Source organism: Vibrio sp. 99-8-1 (assembly GCF_013114595.1).
Classification (GTDB): Bacteria; Pseudomonadota; Gammaproteobacteria; order Enterobacterales; family Vibrionaceae; genus Vibrio.
Genome location: NZ_VTXE01000011.1, coordinates 104,830 through 124,977, shown reverse-complemented (window position 1 = coordinate 124,977; position 20,148 = coordinate 104,830). Strand labels below are relative to the sequence as shown.

The window sequence follows — 20,148 nt, the reverse complement described above, 5'->3', positions numbered from 1 at the left end:
TTTTACGTAGTGTGTCTTAAGTAATGCGTTTACACGCCAATGAATAGCAAAACAGCACCTTACGTTCACTTAAATGTTTCGCTTCTGAGGTAACAAGCTCTGTTACCTCATTTATCATTTTTCTAACTGTCTCGAAAGCTATTACAATCAGGGGCCTCCCCTCTCATCAATAGTTTTACTCTCGCCCCAAATTACAGCTATTTTTGTTTCTCTATTCACTTATTCTGTTTACTTTTTGCTCATCTTCGACAACTGCGAATAATGACCAACATGAAGAAAACAACAACCGGTTTTACCTTAATCGAATTGATGATCGTTGTGGCAATCATTGGCATCCTATCTAGCTATGCCATTCCCGCCTACAACAATTATATTAAGAAAAGTGAAATAGCCTCAGCGCAAGCGACGCTTCGTGCCCTTATTCCTCCGGCAGAAATGTGGTATTTAGAAAATGGTAACTTTTCCAGTAGCAACATTCTGCAACAGTTAGGTAGCGCACCGAATGTCAATCCATTAGGAACCATAGCTCTGAATAACAAAGGGGTACTGTCATTTACCTTTTCTGAACATTCTCATTTCTCATCTCAAAGCACACTAAACTACCGAAGAACATCGAACGGTTGGCAGTGTTACGTTAACAGCAAAGAGCTTGAGACAAAAAACTGTGCATATGGCAGTGAGAAAGAAACGGATTAGGCTAACTATGCAAACAAATTTAGTCACGGCTTTGCAGCAAGGTAACTTTCTTTGCGAACAGCAAACAGAACAAATTACTCTACACATTGAGCAACAAAAAAGCTCCGTATCCCAAGCGATATTGCAGCTCAATATTCTTTCTGCTGAACAGCTACAGCAATATGTCTCACAATTATTTCACCTTACGAAAGTAGATATTCATCAATTTCAACACTTCACCCATTGTCACGAAGCCGATCTAACACCATTGATCATTAAGCATCACGCTTTGCCCATAAAACATGAAGAACAATTACTTACACTTGCAATCCTTGATCCTAGCAACCTTGCTGTTGAACGTGATTTCCGCTTTTTTACCGGACTGCAGACCGAATTAGTGGTTGCGAATTTCTATGACTTATCGCTAGTGATAGAGAAACTCAATCAGCACTCTACCTCGCATCTGGTCAAAACCACCAGCGAAGATGCAGCATCACTCGAACAGCAAGATAATTCAGTTAATGAGTTTATTGAGCAAGTAATTACAGATGCCGTCAATAGAGGCGCATCGGATATTCACTTCGAACCTTATAAAGAGCATTACCGTATCAGAATAAGGTGTGACGGGTTGTTACTTGAAGCTCAGCATCCGCCCCACTATCTCGCTCAACGCATCGCTGCCATTATAAAAATACAAGCTAAGCTAGATATCACCGAGAGGCGAATACCGCAAGATGGACGCATTTTTACACCACTGGCCAACAACAACTCCGTTGATTTAAGAGTATCTACCCTGCCCTGTATTTGGGGAGAAAAACTGGTGTTGAGAATACTTAATAATCGAAGAACACTTCTAACCTTGGATGATCTTGGTCTTCATCCCCAACAAAAAACACTCTTTCTCGACGCCCTTAACCAAGCTCAAGGTATGATTCTCGTGACTGGCCCCACAGGGAGTGGCAAAACCGCCTCTTTATACGCAGGCTTAACAACGATTAATACGCCACAACGAAATATATCTACCGCGGAAGATCCTATAGAAATTAATCTGTTTGGCATCAATCAAGTGCAAGTGAACGACAAGATATCCCTCGATTTTAATACAATATTACGCACCCTATTGAGACAAGATCCGGATGTTATTATGGTCGGTGAGATACGTGATAAAGAAACCGCTACCATTGCAATAAAAGCAGCGCAAACAGGACACCTAGTTTTATCTACGTTACATACAAACTCTGCCGTCGATACTCTTATCCGGTTAAATAATATAGGCATTGAGAGCTACAACTTAGCCGCCTCCTTATCTCTGATCATCGCACAAAGGCTGATTAGAACTCTCTGCCCTCACTGCAAACTTGCCACTAAGGTCTCTGATACAGATTCTGGCATTACTGGGCTACCTGTAAATAGCCCTATTTATGCTGCGCAATCAGCCGGATGTAACCGTTGTAATAATGGCTATAAAGGTCGCATAGGCATTTTTGAAGTATTACCGATAGATGATGAGATTAAAGCCGCGATGACCAAACCATTTAACCCAGCAGACATTTTATCTTTGGCAGAAAAGAGAGGAAACTCAAGCTTACAGCACTCTGCACGGATCTACTTGCAAAAGGGAGTAACAAGCATCGAAGAGCTGCAAAGAGTATTAGGTGCTCAATGAACAAATCAACCACAACGTCTTATCTTTATCATTGGCAAGGTATAGACGCGAGTAAACAGCGGGTAAAAGGCGTATTAAGAGCAGAGAATCAAAACCAAGCCATAATTAAATTGAAAAAAGAAAACCTTAAGATCATTAAAATACATCGTCAGTCTAAATTTCACCTAAACGTTACATCATCTAAAATCACTTCAGCGGAAATAACCCTGTTTACTCGTCAACTATCCACAACCATCAGTTGCGGCATTCCCTTAACCCAATCATTACAATTACTCTCAGCCCATCAGAATAACGACCGATTTAAAGCCTTAATTATGCAAATCATAGGGCATATTGAGTCGGGCCATTCACTGTCCGATGCATTACGCTTAGGTGATGAACATTTTGACTCTTTCTATATCCAACTTGTTGCCATCGGAGAGATGACGGGAGCGCTGCAGCCGATTTTTCAGCGTCTAGCTGACTTACGAGAAAAACAGCAAAAAATGAGACAAAAAGCCATTAAAGCCATGATCTATCCAAGCGTCATTATTATCACCGCTATTTTCATCACCGCCATCATACTAACGACCATTATCCCTGAATTTGCCCAGCTGTTTAAAAGCGTCAATGCGGAACTGCCACTCTATACACAATACTTAATACTCATATCTAACTGGCTGAAAAATCATATTATTACTCTCTGCTTACTGCTCATCTCCGCGATATCACTGTTCATATTTGCGTTGCATAAGTTCCCGGCGTTTAATCTATGGTTTAGCCAACAGACAACCAAACTCCCTTTACTTGGGATCATTATACAAAAATGTGCGCTGCTCTCTTTTAGCTACGGTTTATCACTCACATTAAGCTCTGGGATCCCTATATTAACGGCGCTAAAAAACGTCTCTCTCAATATAGATAATCGCTATTATCAACATATAATGACCGTTATTTATCAAGATATATCTCGAGGGACAACACTGCATTCTGCTTTGCAAAAGCAGGGGGATTTACCAGATTATTTTCTACAAATGGTTATGGTTGGAGAACAGTCCGGCACATTAGATACCATGCTCAGCCGCGTCGCTAGCCAGTATGAACACGAGGTTGATGACACAATAGATAACCTACATAAAATACTGGAACCTTCGATTATGATACTGCTAGGTTTAATTATAGGAACATTAATAGTTTCAATATATCTTCCTATCTTTAACTTAATGACAGTAATGGGATAGAATGCTTTTTATAGTTAATTATAGAGATGCACAATGGAAGCATTTTACTTATATCCTTGGCTTTTTCCTGTTTTGGCCGGAGTGTTTGGTCTCATTGTTGGTAGCTTTTTAAATGTCGTTATTTATCGATTACCAATAATGATGGAAAGAGAGTGGAAACAAGATTGCGCGGAGACGTTTCCAGAACTTGATATTAAGATAGATCAGAGCACTTTTAATCTCAGCAAACCCAACTCTAGTTGCCCAAAATGCGGCAAAAGCGTTCGCATCATTGATAATATTCCGTTATTCAGTTGGATCTTACTAAGAGGAAAGTGTCACCACTGCTCGGAACCAATTAGCCCCCGTTATCCTCTTATTGAACTCCTCACTGCGCTACTTTGCACAATAACAGCATTAAAGTTGGGTTTTAGCCCTTTTAATGCCGCTCTACTGTTTTTTATTTTTGCACTAATTGCCGCAACCTTTATCGACTTAGATACCATGCTACTGCCAGATCAAATTACCTTACCGTTAATGTGGGCGGGTATCGCAACAGTGCTAGCAGGTTGGAACCCCATTAGCTTGCATGATTCCGTTATCGGGGCAATGGTGGGCTATCTATGTTTATGGAGTGTTTACTGGTTGTTTAAGCTGGCGACCGGCAAAGAAGGAATGGGCTATGGTGACTTTAAATTGCTCGCCGCTCTAGGAGCTTGGCTTGGCTGGCAAAGTCTTCCCATCATAGTACTTCTCTCTTCATTGGTGGGTTTGGTTTTTGGTGTTATACAGTTACGACTACAAAAAAAGGGCATAGACAAATCATTTCCATTTGGCCCATATCTCGCCATTGCAGCATGGATAAGCCTGCTCTGGGGTACAGATATTACTAACTGGTATTACAGTACAATTTTAGGATATTAATATGCCATTGATCGTTGGGTTAACTGGAGGTATCGCCTCAGGGAAAACCACTGTCGCCAACCTTTTTCAACAGCACTTTTCTATTGAGATCATTGACGCTGATGTTATTGCGAGAGATGTTGTAGCAAAAGGCAGTAAGGGCTTAGATGAAATTGTTAACCATTGTGGTGAAGGCATACTATTAGAAGATGGTACTCTTAACCGTAGCGCCTTACGAGAGAAAGTATTCGCTTCACCAAATGAGAAAAAATGGCTAGATTCGCTACTTCATCCAATGATTCGCCAAAAGATGCAGCAAGATATAAGCAAGATAACAACACCTTATGCACTTTTAGTGGTTCCCTTATTGGTTGAAAATCAACTACAATCAATGGCAGACAGAATTTTAGTCATTGATGTGAGTCCTGAGATACAACTCAAACGCACTATCGCGCGCGACAATGTGTCACAAACTCAAGCGAATGCCATACTTGCCTCTCAAGCGAGTAGAGAGGTTCGTTTGCAGTTTGCAGATGATATTATTAATAATGATAACCATGAACTGTTGCCTCAGGTTACTCAACTGCACAATCAATATATGGCGTTGGCAGTTAATTTAGATAAATAGCTTTAGGAGCTAAATAAGGTCGCGGAATGACGATTCATAAATTTGAACATCCATTAAATGAAAAAACTCGTATTTATCTTAGAGTAGAATCTTTGCTAAGACAGATGCACCATTCTGCGAAATTTTCAGACAATTTACAGTATCAGCAGTTTTTCCGTTCTATTTTTGATCTGCTAGAGATATTCGAGCAAATCCAGTTAAAGGCTGAACTGGCCAAAGATCTTGAAAAACAGCGATTAACTTACAAGAACTGGCTAAACGTTGATGGTGTTGATCAAGAGACGCTATTGTCCGTTCTTAAAGATATTGATTCAGTACATAAGACTTTGATGGCCGCAGAACGATTTGGCCGTTCATTAAAAGAAGAGCGTTTTTTAAGCTCAATACGTCAACGATTCAATCTACCGGGAGGAACCTGCTGTTTTGACCTCCCTGCGCTTCATTACTGGAACCACCTTCCTTTGGAGCAGAGAATCCGCAATGCTGAACAGTGGATGGAAACATTACAACCACTATCTGAATCTTTAAATTTATGGTTAAAACTGTGCCGTGAAACAGGCTATTTCACCCCTCAAATTGCGAGAAATGGTTTTTTCCAAAGTGACGCAGAAGAAGCCAACATATTGCGTTTAAATATTCCGCTTCAGCACGGAGTATTCCCTATGATTTCTGGTCACAAAAATCGCTTTGCTATCAAATTTATGTCATTCGAGTCTGGTCAAGCCTATAGCCAAGATGTTGAGTTTGAACTGGCCATTTGTAGCTAACCTCAGCGAGAAACTCATTTTTAGTCAATACGTTTTTAATCTAATTAACCTCACAAGTTGAGGTTAATTAGGTTGTTAGGAGTTATATCATTATGTCAAAACCAACGATTGTAAAATGTCCCGGCTGCCAAACAGAAGTAGTTTGGGGTGAAGAGAGTCCCTTCCGACCATTTTGTAGCAAACAGTGCCAAATAATTGATTTTGGAGGATGGGCTGACGAAGAGAATTCCATTGCCGGTGCTCCAGACATGTCTGATTCGGATGGTTGGTCGGAAGACGCACAATAAAAAAAGGGCTCCTTTCGGAGCCCTTTTTCTTTTGAGAAATGCTGGTTATAGCATTACTTCTTAGCAAGTTTCTCTTTAATACGAGCAGACTTACCAGAACGTTCACGTAGGTAGTACAACTTGGCACGACGTACTGCACCACGGCGTTTAACTTCGATGCTATCAACCATTGGAGAGTGTGTTTGGAACGTACGCTCAACACCTTCACCGTTCGAGATTTTACGAACTGTGAAAGCTGAATGTAGACCACGGTTACGTACAGCGATTACAACGCCTTCAAAAGCCTGTAGACGCTCACGGTCACCTTCTTTTACCTTAACCTGAACAACAACAGTGTCACCTGCGCCGAATTTAGGAAGGTCTGATTTCATTTGCTCTTCTTCAAGAGCTTTGATGATGTTACTCATTTTGTAAATTCCTAGAATAAACTGATACTAATATAAATAGGTTACTTTGCGTTATATTCGATCACGCATGATCGGCAATAAACTCTGCTAGTAATTGTTCCTGTTCGTCAGTCAGAGCTAGGTTTTCCAGGAGCTCTGGTCTTCTTAGCCAAGTACGGCCTAGCGATTGTTTTAATCGCCAGCGACGAATGTCCTTATGGTTTCCAGATTTTAGTACCTGAGGCACTTCTTTTCCATCCAACATTTCAGGACGCGTATAATGGGGACAATCTAACAGCCCATTAGCAAAAGAGTCTTCTTCTGCTGACGCAAAATCACCAAGTACACCCGGTATAAACCGTGATACTGAATCAATTAACGTCATGGCTGGTATTTCACCACCCGTCATTACAAAATCTCCAATTGACCATTCTTCGTCAACTTCAGACTGAATGACACGCTCATCTATCCCTTCATAACGACCACAAATAAGAACAATGTTTTCATTTGTTGCCAGTTCTTCAACCCCTTGTTGGTCTAACTTACGACCTTGAGGAGAAAGATAGATAACTTTCGTCTTTCCCGGTGCTGCTTGTCTGGCTGTTGCAATGGCATCGCACAGAGGCTGAACCATCATTAACATTCCAGGGCCACCACCGTAAGGTCTATCATCAACAGTTCGATGTTTATCATGAGTGAAATCTCTAGGATTCCATGTCTCAACTGTTAAAAGACCTTTTTTTACCGCTTGACCTGTTACTCCAAAATCAGTCACGCTACTGAACATTTCAGGAAAAAGGCTAATTATGCCAACCCACATCTGTTCTCTCGCTCTACTGTGGAGTTAAAATCCAGGATCCCAGTCAACTTCGATCCGTTGAGCTTGGCGATCAACAATTTTGATCACTTGCTCTTCAAGAAACGGGATTAATCGTTCCTTTTGTCCAAAAGCATCTTTTATATTTGCTTTCACTACCAAAACATCATTTGAGCCGGTTTCTAAAATATCGGTTACTTCACCAAGGTCATACCCTTTTGTCGTAACCACCTGCATACCAAACAATTCACGCCAGTAGAACTCATCTTCTGACAGCTCCGGTAATGAATCTGGATTGATTGCAATTTCAAAGTTAGTTAGAAGATGAGCGTCCTCGCGAACCTCTAGCCCTTCTAATTTAGCGACCATACCTTTGTTATGACGCTTCCAACTTTCAACTTTGTATTCAACCCAAGCACCCTTTTGTTTAATAAACCAAGGGTTATAACTAAAAACACTTTCAGAGTCGTCTGTATAGGAAATCACTTTCAGCCAACCACGAATACCGTAGGTAGCACCAAATTTGCCAACTACTATTTTTTCGTCTTGCTTACTCATTACTTCGTTTCCTTAAACCGACTTAATCTTCTTGTTACTAACTAATTAAGCTGCTTTTTGAGCATCTTTTACTAGTTTTGCAACACGGTCAGATAGTGAAGCACCTTCGCCAACCCAATGGTTAACGCGGTCTAGGTCTAAACGAAGACCTTCTTCTTGACCACGAGCAGTAGGGTTAAAGAAACCTACTTTCTCAATGTAGCGACCAGTAGCTGCATAGCGGCTATCTGCTACTACGATTTGATAAAATGGACGCTTTTTAGCGCCGTGACGTGCCAAACGAATGGTTACCATATCGTCCTCTTTGCTTTCTCAATAATAAAATAAACCCCAGAGAAAATATTTCTTGGGGCCTCGTGCCAATTTAAAGCCCCGGAATTTTACTCTTATTCAAGGGTTTTGCAAGGGAATTATCTTCAGCTCAGCTAACTTCCCTTGATAAAAAAATTGAGGTTTTCTTTATTAACAAAAGGAAACCTCAACTTAAATGGTCTTTTTTCTCTACAACTTGGCTGATCTTAACGGCCGAATGGTCCACCCATTCCGCCCATACCACCCATGCCGCCCATCATTCCTTGCATGTTACGCATCATTCCTTTCATGCCACCTTTTTGCATTTTCTTCATCATTTTCTGCATCTGGGTAAACTGTTTTAGTAGACGGTTAACATCTTGTACTTGGGTACCGGAACCGGCAGCGATACGTTTTTTACGTGACCCTTTAATCAAATCAGGGCGTCGACGCTCTTTCATCGTCATAGATGAGATAATGGCTTCTTGTTGTTTAAACATAGAGTCATCAACTTTATCTTTAACGTGGGCTGGTAAATTGCTCATACCCGGCAACTTATCCATCATTCCCATCATACCGCCCATGTTCTGCATCTGACCCAACTGCTCACGGAAGTCTTCAAGGTCAAAACCTTTTTTCTCTTTAAATTTTTTCGCTAACTTAGCCGCTTTGTCTTTATCAACATTACGTTCTAAATCTTCGATTAAAGAGAGCACGTCTCCCATACCTAAGATACGAGAAGCGACGCGATCAGGGTGGAAAGGTTCTAGCGCATCTGTTTTCTCACCAACACCTAAGAACTTGATAGGCTTTCCTGTGATGTGACGTACAGAAAGAGCAGCACCGCCGCGAGCATCACCATCCACTTTCGTTAGGATGACACCAGTCAAAGGTAAAGCATCGCCAAAAGCTTTAGCGGTATTAGCAGCATCTTGACCTGTCATTGCGTCAACAACAAACAGTGTTTCGACAGGAGTGATGGCAGAGTGAAGGTCTTGAATCTCACTCATCATCGCTTCATCAATCGCCAGACGACCAGCGGTATCGACAATTAATACGTCATAGAATTTTCTTTTGGCATGATCGATAGCTGCGTTAGCAATATCAATTGGCTTCTGTTCAACCGAGGAGGCGAAAAAGTCTACACCAACATCTTCAGCTAATGTTTCAAGCTGTTTAATCGCAGCAGGGCGATAAACATCGGCAGACACCACCAGCACTTTTTTCTTATCAACTTCTTTAAGATGCTTGGATAGTTTACCCACACTGGTGGTTTTACCTGCACCTTGTAAACCCGCCATTAAGATAACAGCAGGAGGCTGACTTGCTAGGTTGAGCGCCTCATTGGACTCCCCCATCACCGCTTCTAGTTCTTTTTGAACTATTTTTACAAACTCTTGACCTGGAGTAAGAGATTTGGAAACTTCAACACCAACAGCGCTCTCTTTAACACGCTTAACAAAATCACGAACCACAGGAAGCGCAACATCCGCTTCCAGTAACGCCATGCGAACTTCACGCAAGGTATCTTTGATGTTGTCTTCTGTTAGTCGGCCTTTGCCACTAATATTCTTTAATGTACTGGATAATCTATCCGTTAAATTCTCAAACATGCTTTTCTCTTCGCTTGGTAGGGGCGATTAATTAGTGGCAGTATACATTAGGCCAGTTGATCTTCCAAAACAGAGCCTTAATAAAAGCCGTTGATAACGATCTTTATCCGGTTTTTTACTTCGGTTTAAGGTTAAAATTGTAAAAGGATGGATAGCTCATCCGCCCTAACCAAGTTATAATGCAAAGTTATCAGTGTGTATATTCATCAATCAGAGATAAATTCTAATAAGCATGGACAGTTTAATCGCGATTGTTGCCGCAATTTTATATTCTCTAGCTATTGCTATGGTTGTACCCGGCTTGGTACAGCAAACAGGTATAAAGACAAAAACAGTATTCACCAGTGCGATTCTTGCTCTGGTTTGTCATGCTGTGCTGCTTCATGATCTGATTCATGCAGATACAACTGGGCAGAATCTAAGCATATTGAATGTGGCCTCCGTTATCAGCTTTATTATCTCCTTGGTCATGACGATTGCCATGCTGAAGACTCGCCTTTGGTTTTTGTTGCCGGTGGTGTACAGCTTTGCAGCTATCAATTTATTAGCATCAACATTTCTTCCCGGTGCTTTCGTCACTCATTTAGAAACCCGACCTGGTTTATTAACACATATAACATTGGCTCTTTTCTCCTATTCAACGTTGACCATAGGTGCTTTATACGCACTTCAGTTAGCTTGGTTGGATTACAAACTCAAAACCAAGAAAGCGATGGTGATCAACCCCAATTTACCGCCTTTAATGATGGTAGAACGCCAACTATTTAAGATTATCCTTATCGGCACGGGTTTACTGACGCTAACACTGATTACGGGTTCTATTTTTCTTGAAGATATGTTCGCAAGAGGCACCGCTCATAAATCGATACTGTCATTGGTTGCTTGGTTTGTTTATTCCACATTACTTTGGGGTCACTATCGAAAAGGATGGCGTGGACGCAAAGTGACTTGGTACGCAGTAGCGGGAGCTTCACTCTTGACCTTAGCCTATTTTGGAAGCCGATTTGTTAGAGAGATAATTTTATCCTAACTCAGCGAAATATACGCATTGGCTATACAAAACATATTTGACAGCTCAAACATTTTAGGTCATTAATTGAGCAACTATAAAAAAGGATTGCTAAACATTGGACGACATATCAACGGGGGTTTTGTTTACCCTTCTTGCCTGTTTAATTGTCATCTCAGGGTATTTCTCCGGTTCAGAGACAGGAATGATGTCACTGAATCGCTATCGCTTAAAACACCTTTCCAGCCAAGGGCATAAAGGCGCCAAAAGGGTTGAAAAACTTTTAAGTCGCCCAGACCGATTAATCGGTTTGATTCTAATTGGCAACAACCTAGTCAATATTCTTGCATCCGCTATCGCGACAATCTTAGGTATGCGTCTCTATGGAGATTTAGGGGTTGCAATCGCGACAGGCTTGCTCACATTGGTTGTACTTGTCTTTGCAGAAGTCACCCCAAAAACATTGGCGGCTTTATATCCTGAGCGTGTCTCTTTTATCAGCAGTATCGTTCTTAATGTTTTGATGAAACTGTTAGCACCGTTGGTGTTGCTAGTGAACCTCATTACCAATACGGTGTTAAGGCTTATCGGTATTAAAGCAACACATGGAACTGAGGACCCATTAAGTTCAGATGAACTGCGCACGGTGGTAAACGAAGCCGGAGGGTTAATTCCTAGGCGACACCAAGATATGCTGATCTCAATTCTAGACCTTGAGAATGTCACCGTTAACGACATTATGGTGCCTAGAAATGAGATAACGGGAATCGATATTAATGATGATTGGAAATCAATAGTTCGCCAACTCACGCACTCTCCTCACGGCAAAATCGTACTCTATCGTGACCAGATAGATGAAGTCGTCGGGATGTTAAGGCTGCGAGAGTCTTATCGATTAATGCTAGAGAAAAATGAGTTCACTAAAGAGACGCTACTGCGTGCCGCCGATGAGGTTTACTTTATTCCTGAAGCGACACCGCTGAACGTGCAATTATTAAAATTTCAGCGCAATAAAGAACGAATTGGACTGATTGTTGATGAGTACGGAGACATAATCGGCCTTATCACCTTAGAGGATATTCTTGAAGAAATTGTTGGTGAGTTCACCACGTCTATTACACCGAGTTTATCTGAAGAGATTACGCCTCAAAGTGATGGTAGCTTCCTTATTGAAGGCAGTGCAAACATAAGAGATATCAATAAGGGCTTACAATGGGATTTACCCACCGATGGCCCAAGAACGCTTAATGGTCTGATCTTGGAGTACTTAGAAGATATTCCCGAAAGCAAACTAAGTATTGAGATTGAACAGCATCAGATGGAAATTGTTGACTTTACAGAAAACAAAATCAGTTTAGTGAAGGTTTTTCCTATCCAAGAGTAGAAACTTTAGCTTCCATTAATGGATACGCGAGAGACAAAAAAGAGTCAGCTTATTTGATAAGCTGACTCTTTTTTCATATAAACAAGCAACAGTAATAACTAACTTCAGGTCGGAATAATTTAAGTCGCTCAGCAGTGCAGTGCAGTGCAGTGCATCTAATTAAAACTTAACTTATTATTAAATATAATTTTTTTAACTTTCTTATCCCGGGTTGAGGTTAACTAGTTTACTTTCAACTCTTGTAGCATAGATTCTGGTAACGCCAACTCATCATTTTTGTTAACCATGATACCAGCATCAATGATGGCTTGAGAGATCGCTTTAGCGTCTTCTAACGAGTGCATCGTGTAAGTGCCACACTGGTACTCATTTAACTCAGGAATGTTGTTTTGACTTTCTACTTTCAACACATCCTTCATTGCCGCCAACCATGCATTAGCAACAACGTCTTCTGCAGGTGTCCCAATCAAGCTCATATAAAAGCCTGTACGGCATCCCATTGGCGAAATATCAATAATTTCCACATCACTACCATTTAAGTGCGAACGCATAAAGCCAGCATATAGATGCTCTAATGTATGAATTCCTCGCTCAGAAAGAATATCTTCATTTGGCACGCAGAATCTTAAATCAAAAACGGTAATTGTATCGCCTTTTGGCGTCTGCATAGTTTTTGCTACGCGTACAGCAGGTGCACTCATTCGTGTGTGGTCAACGGTAAAACTGTCTAAAAGTGGCATTAATTTGTCTCCATTATTGCCTGAAAGCTTCTCTTTCAGGCGATTAATTTTTTATATATGAAAAGTAGTCTGCAAGGTACTCATCAAAACTTAGTGTGTCGTTTTGCTCAATCTCTTTTTGAGCCGCAATTGATGACTCCGCTTCACTCTCCATCGCTTGTCGGCTATAAACAGTGTAATCGTGCGCCAAGTGCTCTTCTCTATACTCAGCACCAAATGCACAGCCTACCTTGTCAATTCCGCCAAACTGTTTTGTCTTCTCTAACAAGCGTCCTGAGATAGTGAGTTCTGGATTATCTATCCAAGACATCAACTCTGTACAGGTTTGCTGATAGTTATTGCCCCCAATAGCAGTATCCATCTCTTTTGCTATCAGTTGTAAATCACTAAATATCTGCTTGGTATAGTCATGTAATGACAACATTTTACCATCACAACCATTATTGAGCTCTTTCAGCATAAGGCCGGGTTTTCTGCCCTCTAAAATAACGGTATTCCAATTGTCTTTCCAGCAACATAGCTGCTTGTTGTCTACCGTATCGGCATCTTTAATCAAGCACCATGTTAAGAATAGATCTAAAAACCGAATTTGCTCTTTGGTAATGCCTATAGGGCTAAATGGGTTAACATCCAGAGAACGAACTTCTATGTACTCAACACCCGCTCGTTTTAAGGCCTCAGAAGGCTTCTCTCCAGATTGGCTGACGCGTTTAGCACGTATGGGAGCATACAGTTCATTTTCTATCTGCAGTACATTACTGTTTAGCTGCTGGTACTCGCCATCCACTTTAATGCCAATTTTGGCAAACTCTTCAGAAGGAGTGTGTATGGCGGCATCTAACCCTTCAAGATACTCATTAAGATTGTTATAGCCGATTTTCAGTTCGCTTTGTGCGCTATTTGTATACCCCAGATCACTTAAACGTAACGATGTCGCATAAGGTAAGTACTGAGTATGGCCGATATTTTCAAAAGGTAAGTCGGTTTTTCGCCCTTGCAAAAATGATGAACATATTGCTGGTGACGCACCAAACAAATAAGGAATTAACCAGCCAAAGTGATAGTAATTTCGAATCAAACTAAAATAGGCATCGGACTTAGTTTGTTCTCTCTCTTTTTGCTGCTGTTCTCCATAAAGAGAATCCCACAAAGACTCAGGAAAAGAGAAATTGAAATGCACGCCAGAAATAACCTGCATCAAACTACCATAACGGTTTTTTAAACCTTTACGATAGAGTGTTTTCATTTTCCCCACATTGGAGCTGCCATATTGAGCAAACTCAATATCATCCTCGTTCTCAACATAACAAGGCATAGAAAGAGGCCAAAATTTCTCATCACCTAATTGAGTTTGAGTAAAGTGGTGAATATCCGACAACTGACCCAATAATTTATCCACATCATTTGAAACCGGAGTAATAAACTCAAGCAAAAATTCTGAGAAATCCGTTGTAATCCATTTATTGGTTAGTGCAGAGCCAAGCCCCTCTGGATGTGGTGTTGAAGCAAGTTTGCCATCTAAGGTATAACGTAAAGTTTCACGTTCTACACCTCGACCAAATTGAGTGAAGTTATTTGGATTGTTCGCTACTTTCTTGAGTCTCGATGTGAAATTTGTCAAAACGAAGGCCACTTATACATTGTAATTTTAGTTAGATTACGCCTTTTATGAGAATTTTCTACCCATAAGAAAGCAAAAAAGGAGAGGCAGAACCTCTCCTTTTATATGTGTCTGCTACTTGGATATTTCAAGTTCTATTATTGGGATATTCAATGTTTCCAGTTTCTCCTTAAGAGATTTCGCATCACCAACAACAATGATTTGATACTCGCTCGGGTCAAACCAACGACTGGCTACCTCATTGATTTGTGTTTTCTGAATGTTATCCAAAACCTCGTTTCGTTGTTCAATATAATCATCATCCAATGAGTAATTCAGGATATTTGATAACAGCTGTGCTTTCTTACCCGGAGTTTCATACTTCAATGCATCTTGCTGACCAATAGCGAGACGCATAAACTGCATCTCGTCGTCAGTGGTGCCATCTTGGCTATAGTGACGCATCTCTTTTAAAAACTCTTTAATAGATTCAACGGTTACATCACGACGAACCTGAGCAGAAAATACTATCAAACCAACTTCTTTATTCCCCACATGATAGCCATTTGCACCATAGGTGTAGCCTTTGTCTTCTCGTAAATTCTGATTTATTCGGCTATTGAAGTTGCCTGCTAAATTAAAGTTTGCCAGCTGGCTTAGGTATTGCTCACCAAGCATATCGTATGGCAAGCCTTGCCGAACCACTCGAATAATACTTTGTGGCGCATTCGGCTTGTCCACCAAATAGATATTCTGTTTCTCTAATGGCGATACCGCTTGAGGACTTAACAACGGAGCATCTTCACCTTGCCAGTCGTTAAGAAATGTCAGTTTTCTAGCCAGTGATGGCTTAGAAATATCACCAACCACCACCACTTGAGCTCCCAACGGCGTATAGTTGCTGGCGTAAAAATCTTTAACATCTTGCAAGGTTAATGATGAGATCGAATCAATCGTGCCATCATTGGAGTACCCATAAACCGTGTTCGCAAATAACACCTGCCTTGTTGCTTGAGAGGCTAACCATGAAGGCTTTTGATGTTCATACACTAAGCCTTCTAATGCTTGTTTTTTCAAGCGCTGGAAATCATCTTGTTTAAAAGCAGGAGAAAATAGCATCTCTTCAACAATCTTTAATGTTGGCTGTAACTTAGCTTCTAAGGCTGAGATGGTAATGGTGGTTGTGTAGTTCCCTGCCGCAAAACTAATGCTGCTGCCTAACGTATCAAGCTCAGCTTGAATCTGTTCGACACTACGCTCAGTTGTACCTTCCTGAATAAGTTCTGCCGTTAAATTGGCTAACCCTTCTTTTCCCGGGGAGACATAACGGCTTCCCGCTGGTAATTGAATATCAATGAGAACGGTAGGCGTCTCTGAAGTCACTGTCCCTAGCACTTCTATCCCATTATCAAGATGTAATCGGTATAGCGATGGCATTTTGCCTAATGCGGCACCCGTAACTGCTGGCATAACCGAGCGATCAAAATTGTCTTCCGCTTTAACATACCTTAACTCTGCTTGATCAATCGGTTGATAGTCGGGCAATGCCCTCTTCGGAGTAACAAATGTAGCTTCCTGTACCGCCAATTCCAATTGACCTTTAGGCACCACACTCAGTGTTACGTTATTTTTTTGGTCGATAAAATCATCATAAGCCTTCATGATGGCCGAAGGTGTTACGGCTTTAAGTCGATCAAGTTGATATTGAATACGATCCGGTTGATTGTAGTACGTTTGGTTGGACGCTAGCTTAGAAACCTTGCCACGTACACTCTCTAAAGAGAATACGGCGTTTGCTTCAGCACGGCCGATTATTTGATCCAATTGCGCTTGAGAGACGCCTTGACGCTTAAACTCATCGAGAGCTTTCATTAGCTCTTCATTAATAATAGTTAAATCGCCTTTTTCTCCAGAATTACCCATGGCATAGACATAAAAATTACACGCTAACTCAGCACAATCTTGAAATGCCCCTGCATCAATGGCTATTTCGCTCTTCACCAATTTTTGATAAAGAATACTGTTTTTTCCATCACCCAGAATAGACGCAAGCGTGTCTAACGTTTCTTGATTTTCTTCACCTCGGTAGGTCGTCGGCCAAGCAATCATCACCATAGGCTGCTTGATCCGGTCCTCTAAAGTGATGAACTTGCTTTCCGCTAATGTTGCTGGCATTTTCTTGGCGTTTTCTACTTCCGGTCCGCTAGGGATAGAGCCAAAGTATTTATTTACCCAATCCAAAGTTTGCTGGATATCGATATCGCCACCAATTGTTAACGTGGCATTATTCGGCCCATACCAACGTAAGAAGAAGGCTTTCAAGTCATTAACATCCACTCGATCCAGATCTTCTACATAACCTATGGTTTGCCAAGAGTATGGATGACCTTCAGGGTACAGAGCTTCTCCCATACGTTCCCACATTAACCCATAAGGACGATTATCGTAGTTTTGTGCGCGTTCGTTTTTGACCGTATCTCTCTGAATTTCAAATTTCCGTTGTGATACCGCATCAATCAAAAAGCCCATACGATCAGATTCTAACCACAAGGCTTTTTCTAACTGATTAGAAGGCAAGGTTTCAAAGTAATTAGTCCGGTCTCTGTTCGTTGTACCATTTAAGGTACCACCTGCTTCCGTTATGATTCTGAAATGCTCTTGATCGCCAACATTCTCGGAGCCTTGAAACATCATATGTTCAAAGAAATGCGCAAAGCCTGAACGGCCTATCTCTTCACGAGCTGAACCGACATGATAAGTAACATCAACATGCACAAGAGGATCGGATTTATCTGGCGATAGAATTAAAGTTAATCCATTGTCCAATTGATACTTGGAGTATGGGATCGAGATTTGGCCTTGTTTGGCTTCCATCTGTTCAATGAAGGTTACCCCCTCAGGGAGTTGAACATCACCACCACTTGGCGCTGTTTGAGAACAGCCATACAAAGCCACGAGAGTTAACACGCCAAGGCATAATTTTCTCATTGATATTTCCTTAAAAAAAACCAAAATACAGAGCTGTTAGAACGCAATATCTCAGCATTTTTCCAACAGCAATAAGGATAAGGGAAGGCAAAAATTTCATTCTCAACCAACCAGCAGCTAAACATAATGGATCACCTATGATAGGTAACCAACTAAATATCAAAGCGCCATACCCATACCGGCTGATCCACGCTATAGCAGTATGACCATGTTTTTCTTCTCTAGTTCGATTGGGAATAAACAATCCTAACCAGTAGTTGGTTAAGCCTCCCAGTGTATTACCAATAGTAGCAACCACAATTATGGTCACACTGGGGTATTGTTCGGTACTTAATGCAGCAATTAAAGAGGCTTCGGAGCCCCCCGGAAGTAATGTGGCGCTCAAAAACCCAGTAATAAATAGGACCCAAAGCGCCGATTCTGCAAAGAAAGTGTAGAGTGCTTCTAGCACCGCATATCCAACACCACTTTCCCTCGTGTATGGCCTGTTTCTAGCTGTTTATGAGCAACCACTACCTCTTTGTAAGAGACCGCTGGATGAAAATCGATTTTTAGCAACCCAACACTGACCATATAGAGTAAAGCGTCCATCTGCTCTCTATCGGGCTCAACCAACATACCTGTCGCCTGGAAGCCTAGCGTGGTCGCTTTTTCGCATATAACATCTTTGGTTAATGTCGGTACTGTGACCACTCTTGCGGCATCTTTAAGGCACTTCAGAGCGTCCAAAGCCGCGTCACCGCCAACAAGGTCAATCAGAACATCAACATCACTCAACCGCTCCGAAACAGGAGAGAATTGATAATTAACGGCGTGAGCACCAAGTGTGGCGAGATAATCCAAGTTGGCTTCACTACACGTTGTATAGACCTCAGCTTGAGCGGCAACCGCCAGTTGCACAGCGATGTGGCCCACACCACCTGCACCCGCCAGAACCAATACTCGTTCACCCGCCTGCACTCCGGCAATATTTATCGCTTGAGCAGCTGTTTGACCCGCGACAGGCAGAGCGGCGGCGGCTTCTAACATTACAGCGTCCGGAACTTGACTTAGCACCGATGCATCTACCGACAAATACTGACTGTAGCCTCCAGCGTCAAGAGGGAAGCCAATTAAACCCGCAACAGCATCTCCCACGGAGAGCTCTTCAACACCGGATCCAACAGAGACTATTTTTCCAGAGATGTCATAACCTGGGGTCCATGGCAAATTGTCTTTGTTGCTCTCTGCCGCCCAACCTAAGCCCGCTCGCGTTTTTACGTCGATTGGGTTTACTCCAGCAAAATAGACTTTAACTACGACCTGTCCTTCTTTAGGCTCAGGTATCGAGGTCGATTCTATGGTTAGTACTTCTGCGTCTCCAAACGTAGGGATAACCACCCTATAATTTTCTGTCATACAAATATCCCTATAGCTGGCAAAAAAAAGGGATGCCGCAGCATCCCTTTGACTATAAACTATTTTGTCTAATTCTCAAATTAACCAGGCCTCACTATGCGCTTTAACCTGCTAATGCTAACAAGATACCAGCCGCAACTGCAGAGCCAAGTACACCTGCAACGTTAGGTCCCATAGCATGCATCAGTAAGAAGTTTTGTGGATTAGCTTGTAACCCAACTTTGTTCACTACTCGTGCCGCCATTGGTACAGCCGAAACACCCGCGGCACCAATTAATGGGTTAATATCTTCCTTCGAGTACTTGTTCAGAAGCTTAGCCATAAGAACACCCGCTGCGGTACCAATACTGAATGCCACAGCTCCAAGAGCCAAAATACCTAACGTTTCAACATTTAGGAATTTGTCAGCCTGCAATTTAGAACCGACACCCAAGCCAAGGAAAATGGTAACGATATTAATCAGCTCGTTTTGCGCCGTCTTAGATAAGCGATCAACAACACCAGCCTCACGCATTAAGTTACCAAGACAGAACATACCAACCAGAGGCGTTGCCGGTGGCAAGAACAGAATGGTCATTACCAATACCGCTAATGGGAAGAGTATTTTTTCTGTTTTACTCACATGCCTAAGTTGGGCCATTTTAATCTGGCGCTCTTCAGGTGACGTTAACGCTTTCATAATTGGTGGCTGAATAATCGGTACTAAGGCCATATAGCTATACGCAGCAACAGCAATAGCACCAAGCAGATCAGGAGATAGACGACTGGATAAAAATATCGCAGTAGGGCCATCAGCTCCACCAATGATTGCGATTGAAGAGGCATCTGCTAATGAGAACTCCATACCAGGGACATAGTTCAGTAATATCGCCCCAAATAGAGTGGCGAAAATACCAAACTGAGCAGCGGCGCCCAACCATAAGGTTTTAGGGTTAGCGATCAATGCACCAAAGTCTGTCATGGCCCCCACACCCATAAATATGAGCAGTGGGAAGACACCGGTTTCTATACCAACGTAATAGACATAGTAAAGTAGCCCGCCTTCGTCAGTGAAGCCTGCATTAGGGATGTTGGCCAAAATCGCACCAAAACCTATAGGCAACAATAACAGCGGCTCAAAGCCTTTTCTAATTGCAAGAAACAGTAGTACACACCCTACTGTGATCATACATATCTGACCAAACTCAAAGTTCGCGATGCCCGTTTCTTGCCATAGAATCAATAAACCTTCCATGATTC

Annotated in this window: 20 protein-coding genes; 9 read left to right on the top strand and 11 right to left on the bottom strand. The window is 41.8% G+C overall.

Annotated elements, in window-relative coordinates; translation table 11 throughout:
• The first annotated feature begins 270 nt into the window (after positions 1-270).
• The 7 genes from F0227_RS08170 (at position 271) to yacG (ending at position 6,125) form a co-directional block, all read left to right on the top strand.
• A complete protein-coding gene (locus F0227_RS08170; RefSeq protein ID WP_216613355.1) occupies positions 271-696 on the top strand; it encodes a prepilin-type N-terminal cleavage/methylation domain-containing protein in 426 nt (141 codons plus the stop codon).
• 7 nt (positions 697-703) lie between these two features.
• Positions 704-2,341 (top strand): ATPase, T2SS/T4P/T4SS family, encoded by a 1,638-nt coding sequence (locus F0227_RS08165; protein ID WP_171752701.1) that lies wholly within the window; start codon positions 704-706, stop codon positions 2,339-2,341.
• Positions 2,338-3,561, top strand: coding sequence for a type II secretion system F family protein (locus F0227_RS08160; protein WP_171752700.1), 1,224 nt, complete (start codon positions 2,338-2,340; stop codon positions 3,559-3,561). The genes F0227_RS08165 and F0227_RS08160 overlap by 4 nt, the downstream gene beginning before the upstream one ends.
• 33 nt (positions 3,562-3,594) lie before the next feature.
• On the top strand, positions 3,595-4,464 hold the full coding sequence (locus tag F0227_RS08155; RefSeq protein ID WP_171752699.1) for an A24 family peptidase: 870 nt from the start codon (positions 3,595-3,597) through the stop codon (positions 4,462-4,464).
• 1 nt (position 4,465) lies between these two features.
• Positions 4,466-5,071 (top strand): dephospho-CoA kinase, encoded by a 606-nt coding sequence (gene coaE / locus F0227_RS08150; protein ID WP_171752698.1) that lies wholly within the window; start codon positions 4,466-4,468, stop codon positions 5,069-5,071.
• A 26-nt stretch (positions 5,072-5,097) separates the two neighbouring features.
• The gene (zapD, locus tag F0227_RS08145) at positions 5,098-5,838 is read left to right on the top strand and encodes a cell division protein ZapD (RefSeq protein ID WP_171752697.1); all 741 of its coding nucleotides are present in this window, start codon (positions 5,098-5,100) and stop codon (positions 5,836-5,838) included.
• 92 nt (positions 5,839-5,930) lie between these two features.
• Entirely contained in the window at positions 5,931-6,125 is a 195-nt protein-coding gene (gene yacG / locus F0227_RS08140) for a DNA gyrase inhibitor YacG (protein WP_171752696.1), read from the top strand.
• Positions 6,126-6,178: 53 nt separating this feature from the next.
• On the opposite strand, the gene rplS is transcribed toward yacG, so the two are convergent.
• The 5 genes from rplS to ffh form a co-directional block, all read right to left on the bottom strand.
• Positions 6,179-6,532: a 50S ribosomal protein L19 gene (gene rplS, locus F0227_RS08135; protein WP_171752695.1), complete on the bottom strand. Its 354-nt coding sequence runs from the start codon at positions 6,530-6,532 to the stop codon at positions 6,179-6,181.
• A 61-nt stretch (positions 6,533-6,593) separates the two neighbouring features.
• Positions 6,594-7,331, bottom strand: a complete 738-nt coding sequence (gene trmD, locus F0227_RS08130; protein ID WP_171752694.1) for a tRNA (guanosine(37)-N1)-methyltransferase TrmD — start codon at positions 7,329-7,331, stop codon at positions 6,594-6,596.
• A 24-nt stretch (positions 7,332-7,355) separates the two neighbouring features.
• A complete protein-coding gene (gene rimM, locus F0227_RS08125) occupies positions 7,356-7,886 on the bottom strand; it encodes a ribosome maturation factor RimM (RefSeq protein WP_171752693.1) in 531 nt (176 codons plus the stop codon).
• A 45-nt stretch (positions 7,887-7,931) separates the two neighbouring features.
• Complete coding sequence (gene rpsP / locus F0227_RS08120) at positions 7,932-8,180, bottom strand: 30S ribosomal protein S16 (RefSeq protein ID WP_171752692.1); 249 nt, start codon at positions 8,178-8,180, stop codon at positions 7,932-7,934.
• Between the two features lie 224 nt (positions 8,181-8,404).
• Positions 8,405-9,790, bottom strand: a complete 1,386-nt coding sequence (ffh, locus tag F0227_RS08115) for a signal recognition particle protein (protein ID WP_171752691.1) — start codon at positions 9,788-9,790, stop codon at positions 8,405-8,407.
• A 232-nt stretch (positions 9,791-10,022) separates the two neighbouring features.
• Between ffh and F0227_RS08110 the strand changes: the two genes are divergently transcribed.
• Positions 10,023-10,820 carry an inner membrane protein YpjD gene (locus F0227_RS08110; protein WP_171752690.1) on the top strand — a complete coding sequence of 266 codons (798 nt, stop codon included), beginning with the start codon at positions 10,023-10,025 and terminating at the stop codon, positions 10,818-10,820.
• Between the two features lie 97 nt (positions 10,821-10,917).
• Positions 10,918-12,183 (top strand): CNNM domain-containing protein, encoded by a 1,266-nt coding sequence (locus tag F0227_RS08105; protein ID WP_171752689.1) that lies wholly within the window; start codon positions 10,918-10,920, stop codon positions 12,181-12,183.
• Positions 12,184-12,404: 221 nt separating this feature from the next.
• Here F0227_RS08105 and luxS read toward each other — a convergent pair whose 3' ends face one another.
• From luxS to F0227_RS08075, 6 genes are all read right to left on the bottom strand, one after another.
• On the bottom strand, positions 12,405-12,923 hold the full coding sequence (gene luxS / locus F0227_RS08100; RefSeq protein WP_171752688.1) for an S-ribosylhomocysteine lyase: 519 nt from the start codon (positions 12,921-12,923) through the stop codon (positions 12,405-12,407).
• A gap of 43 nt (positions 12,924-12,966) precedes the next feature.
• Positions 12,967-14,544 carry a glutamate--cysteine ligase gene (gshA, locus tag F0227_RS08095; protein ID WP_171752687.1) on the bottom strand — a complete coding sequence of 526 codons (1,578 nt, stop codon included), beginning with the start codon at positions 14,542-14,544 and terminating at the stop codon, positions 12,967-12,969.
• A 114-nt stretch (positions 14,545-14,658) separates the two neighbouring features.
• Positions 14,659-17,511: a pitrilysin family protein gene (locus F0227_RS08090; protein ID WP_171752686.1), complete on the bottom strand. Its 2,853-nt coding sequence runs from the start codon at positions 17,509-17,511 to the stop codon at positions 14,659-14,661.
• 10 nt (positions 17,512-17,521) lie between these two features.
• Complete coding sequence (locus tag F0227_RS08085; RefSeq protein ID WP_171752685.1) at positions 17,522-17,962, bottom strand: YqaA family protein; 441 nt, start codon at positions 17,960-17,962, stop codon at positions 17,522-17,524.
• Entirely contained in the window at positions 17,956-18,909 is a 954-nt protein-coding gene (locus F0227_RS08080; protein WP_171752684.1) for an NADP-dependent oxidoreductase, read from the bottom strand. The genes F0227_RS08085 and F0227_RS08080 overlap by 7 nt, the downstream gene beginning before the upstream one ends.
• Positions 18,910-19,012: 103 nt before the next feature.
• Positions 19,013-20,143 (bottom strand): sodium ion-translocating decarboxylase subunit beta, encoded by a 1,131-nt coding sequence (locus F0227_RS08075; protein ID WP_171752683.1) that lies wholly within the window; start codon positions 20,141-20,143, stop codon positions 19,013-19,015.
• Positions 20,144-20,148 lie beyond the last annotated feature (5 nt).

Excerpts from the sequence above, each read along its gene's own strand:
- F0227_RS08170 (WP_216613355.1), top strand. The coding sequence starts at position 271 with ATGAAGAAAACAACAACCGGTTTTACCTTAATCGAATTGATGATCGTT.
- F0227_RS08165 (WP_171752701.1), top strand. The coding sequence starts at position 704 with ATGCAAACAAATTTAGTCACGGCTTTGCAGCAAGGTAACTTTCTTTGC.
- F0227_RS08160 (WP_171752700.1), top strand. The coding sequence starts at position 2,338 with ATGAACAAATCAACCACAACGTCTTATCTTTATCATTGGCAAGGTATA.
- F0227_RS08155 (WP_171752699.1), top strand. The coding sequence starts at position 3,595 with ATGGAAGCATTTTACTTATATCCTTGGCTTTTTCCTGTTTTGGCCGGA.
- coaE (WP_171752698.1), top strand. The coding sequence starts at position 4,466 with ATGCCATTGATCGTTGGGTTAACTGGAGGTATCGCCTCAGGGAAAACC.
- zapD (WP_171752697.1), top strand. The coding sequence starts at position 5,098 with ATGACGATTCATAAATTTGAACATCCATTAAATGAAAAAACTCGTATT.
- yacG (WP_171752696.1), top strand. The coding sequence starts at position 5,931 with ATGTCAAAACCAACGATTGTAAAATGTCCCGGCTGCCAAACAGAAGTA.
- rplS (WP_171752695.1), bottom strand. The coding sequence starts at position 6,532 with ATGAGTAACATCATCAAAGCTCTTGAAGAAGAGCAAATGAAATCAGAC.
- trmD (WP_171752694.1), bottom strand. The coding sequence starts at position 7,331 with ATGTGGGTTGGCATAATTAGCCTTTTTCCTGAAATGTTCAGTAGCGTG.
- rimM (WP_171752693.1), bottom strand. The coding sequence starts at position 7,886 with ATGAGTAAGCAAGACGAAAAAATAGTAGTTGGCAAATTTGGTGCTACC.
- rpsP (WP_171752692.1), bottom strand. The coding sequence starts at position 8,180 with ATGGTAACCATTCGTTTGGCACGTCACGGCGCTAAAAAGCGTCCATTT.
- ffh (WP_171752691.1), bottom strand. The coding sequence starts at position 9,790 with ATGTTTGAGAATTTAACGGATAGATTATCCAGTACATTAAAGAATATT.
- F0227_RS08110 (WP_171752690.1), top strand. The coding sequence starts at position 10,023 with ATGGACAGTTTAATCGCGATTGTTGCCGCAATTTTATATTCTCTAGCT.
- luxS (WP_171752688.1), bottom strand. The coding sequence starts at position 12,923 with ATGCCACTTTTAGACAGTTTTACCGTTGACCACACACGAATGAGTGCA.
- F0227_RS08090 (WP_171752686.1), bottom strand. The coding sequence starts at position 17,511 with ATGAGAAAATTATGCCTTGGCGTGTTAACTCTCGTGGCTTTGTATGGC.
- F0227_RS08080 (WP_171752684.1), bottom strand. The coding sequence starts at position 18,909 with ATGACAGAAAATTATAGGGTGGTTATCCCTACGTTTGGAGACGCAGAA.
- F0227_RS08075 (WP_171752683.1), bottom strand. The coding sequence starts at position 20,143 with ATGGAAGGTTTATTGATTCTATGGCAAGAAACGGGCATCGCGAACTTT.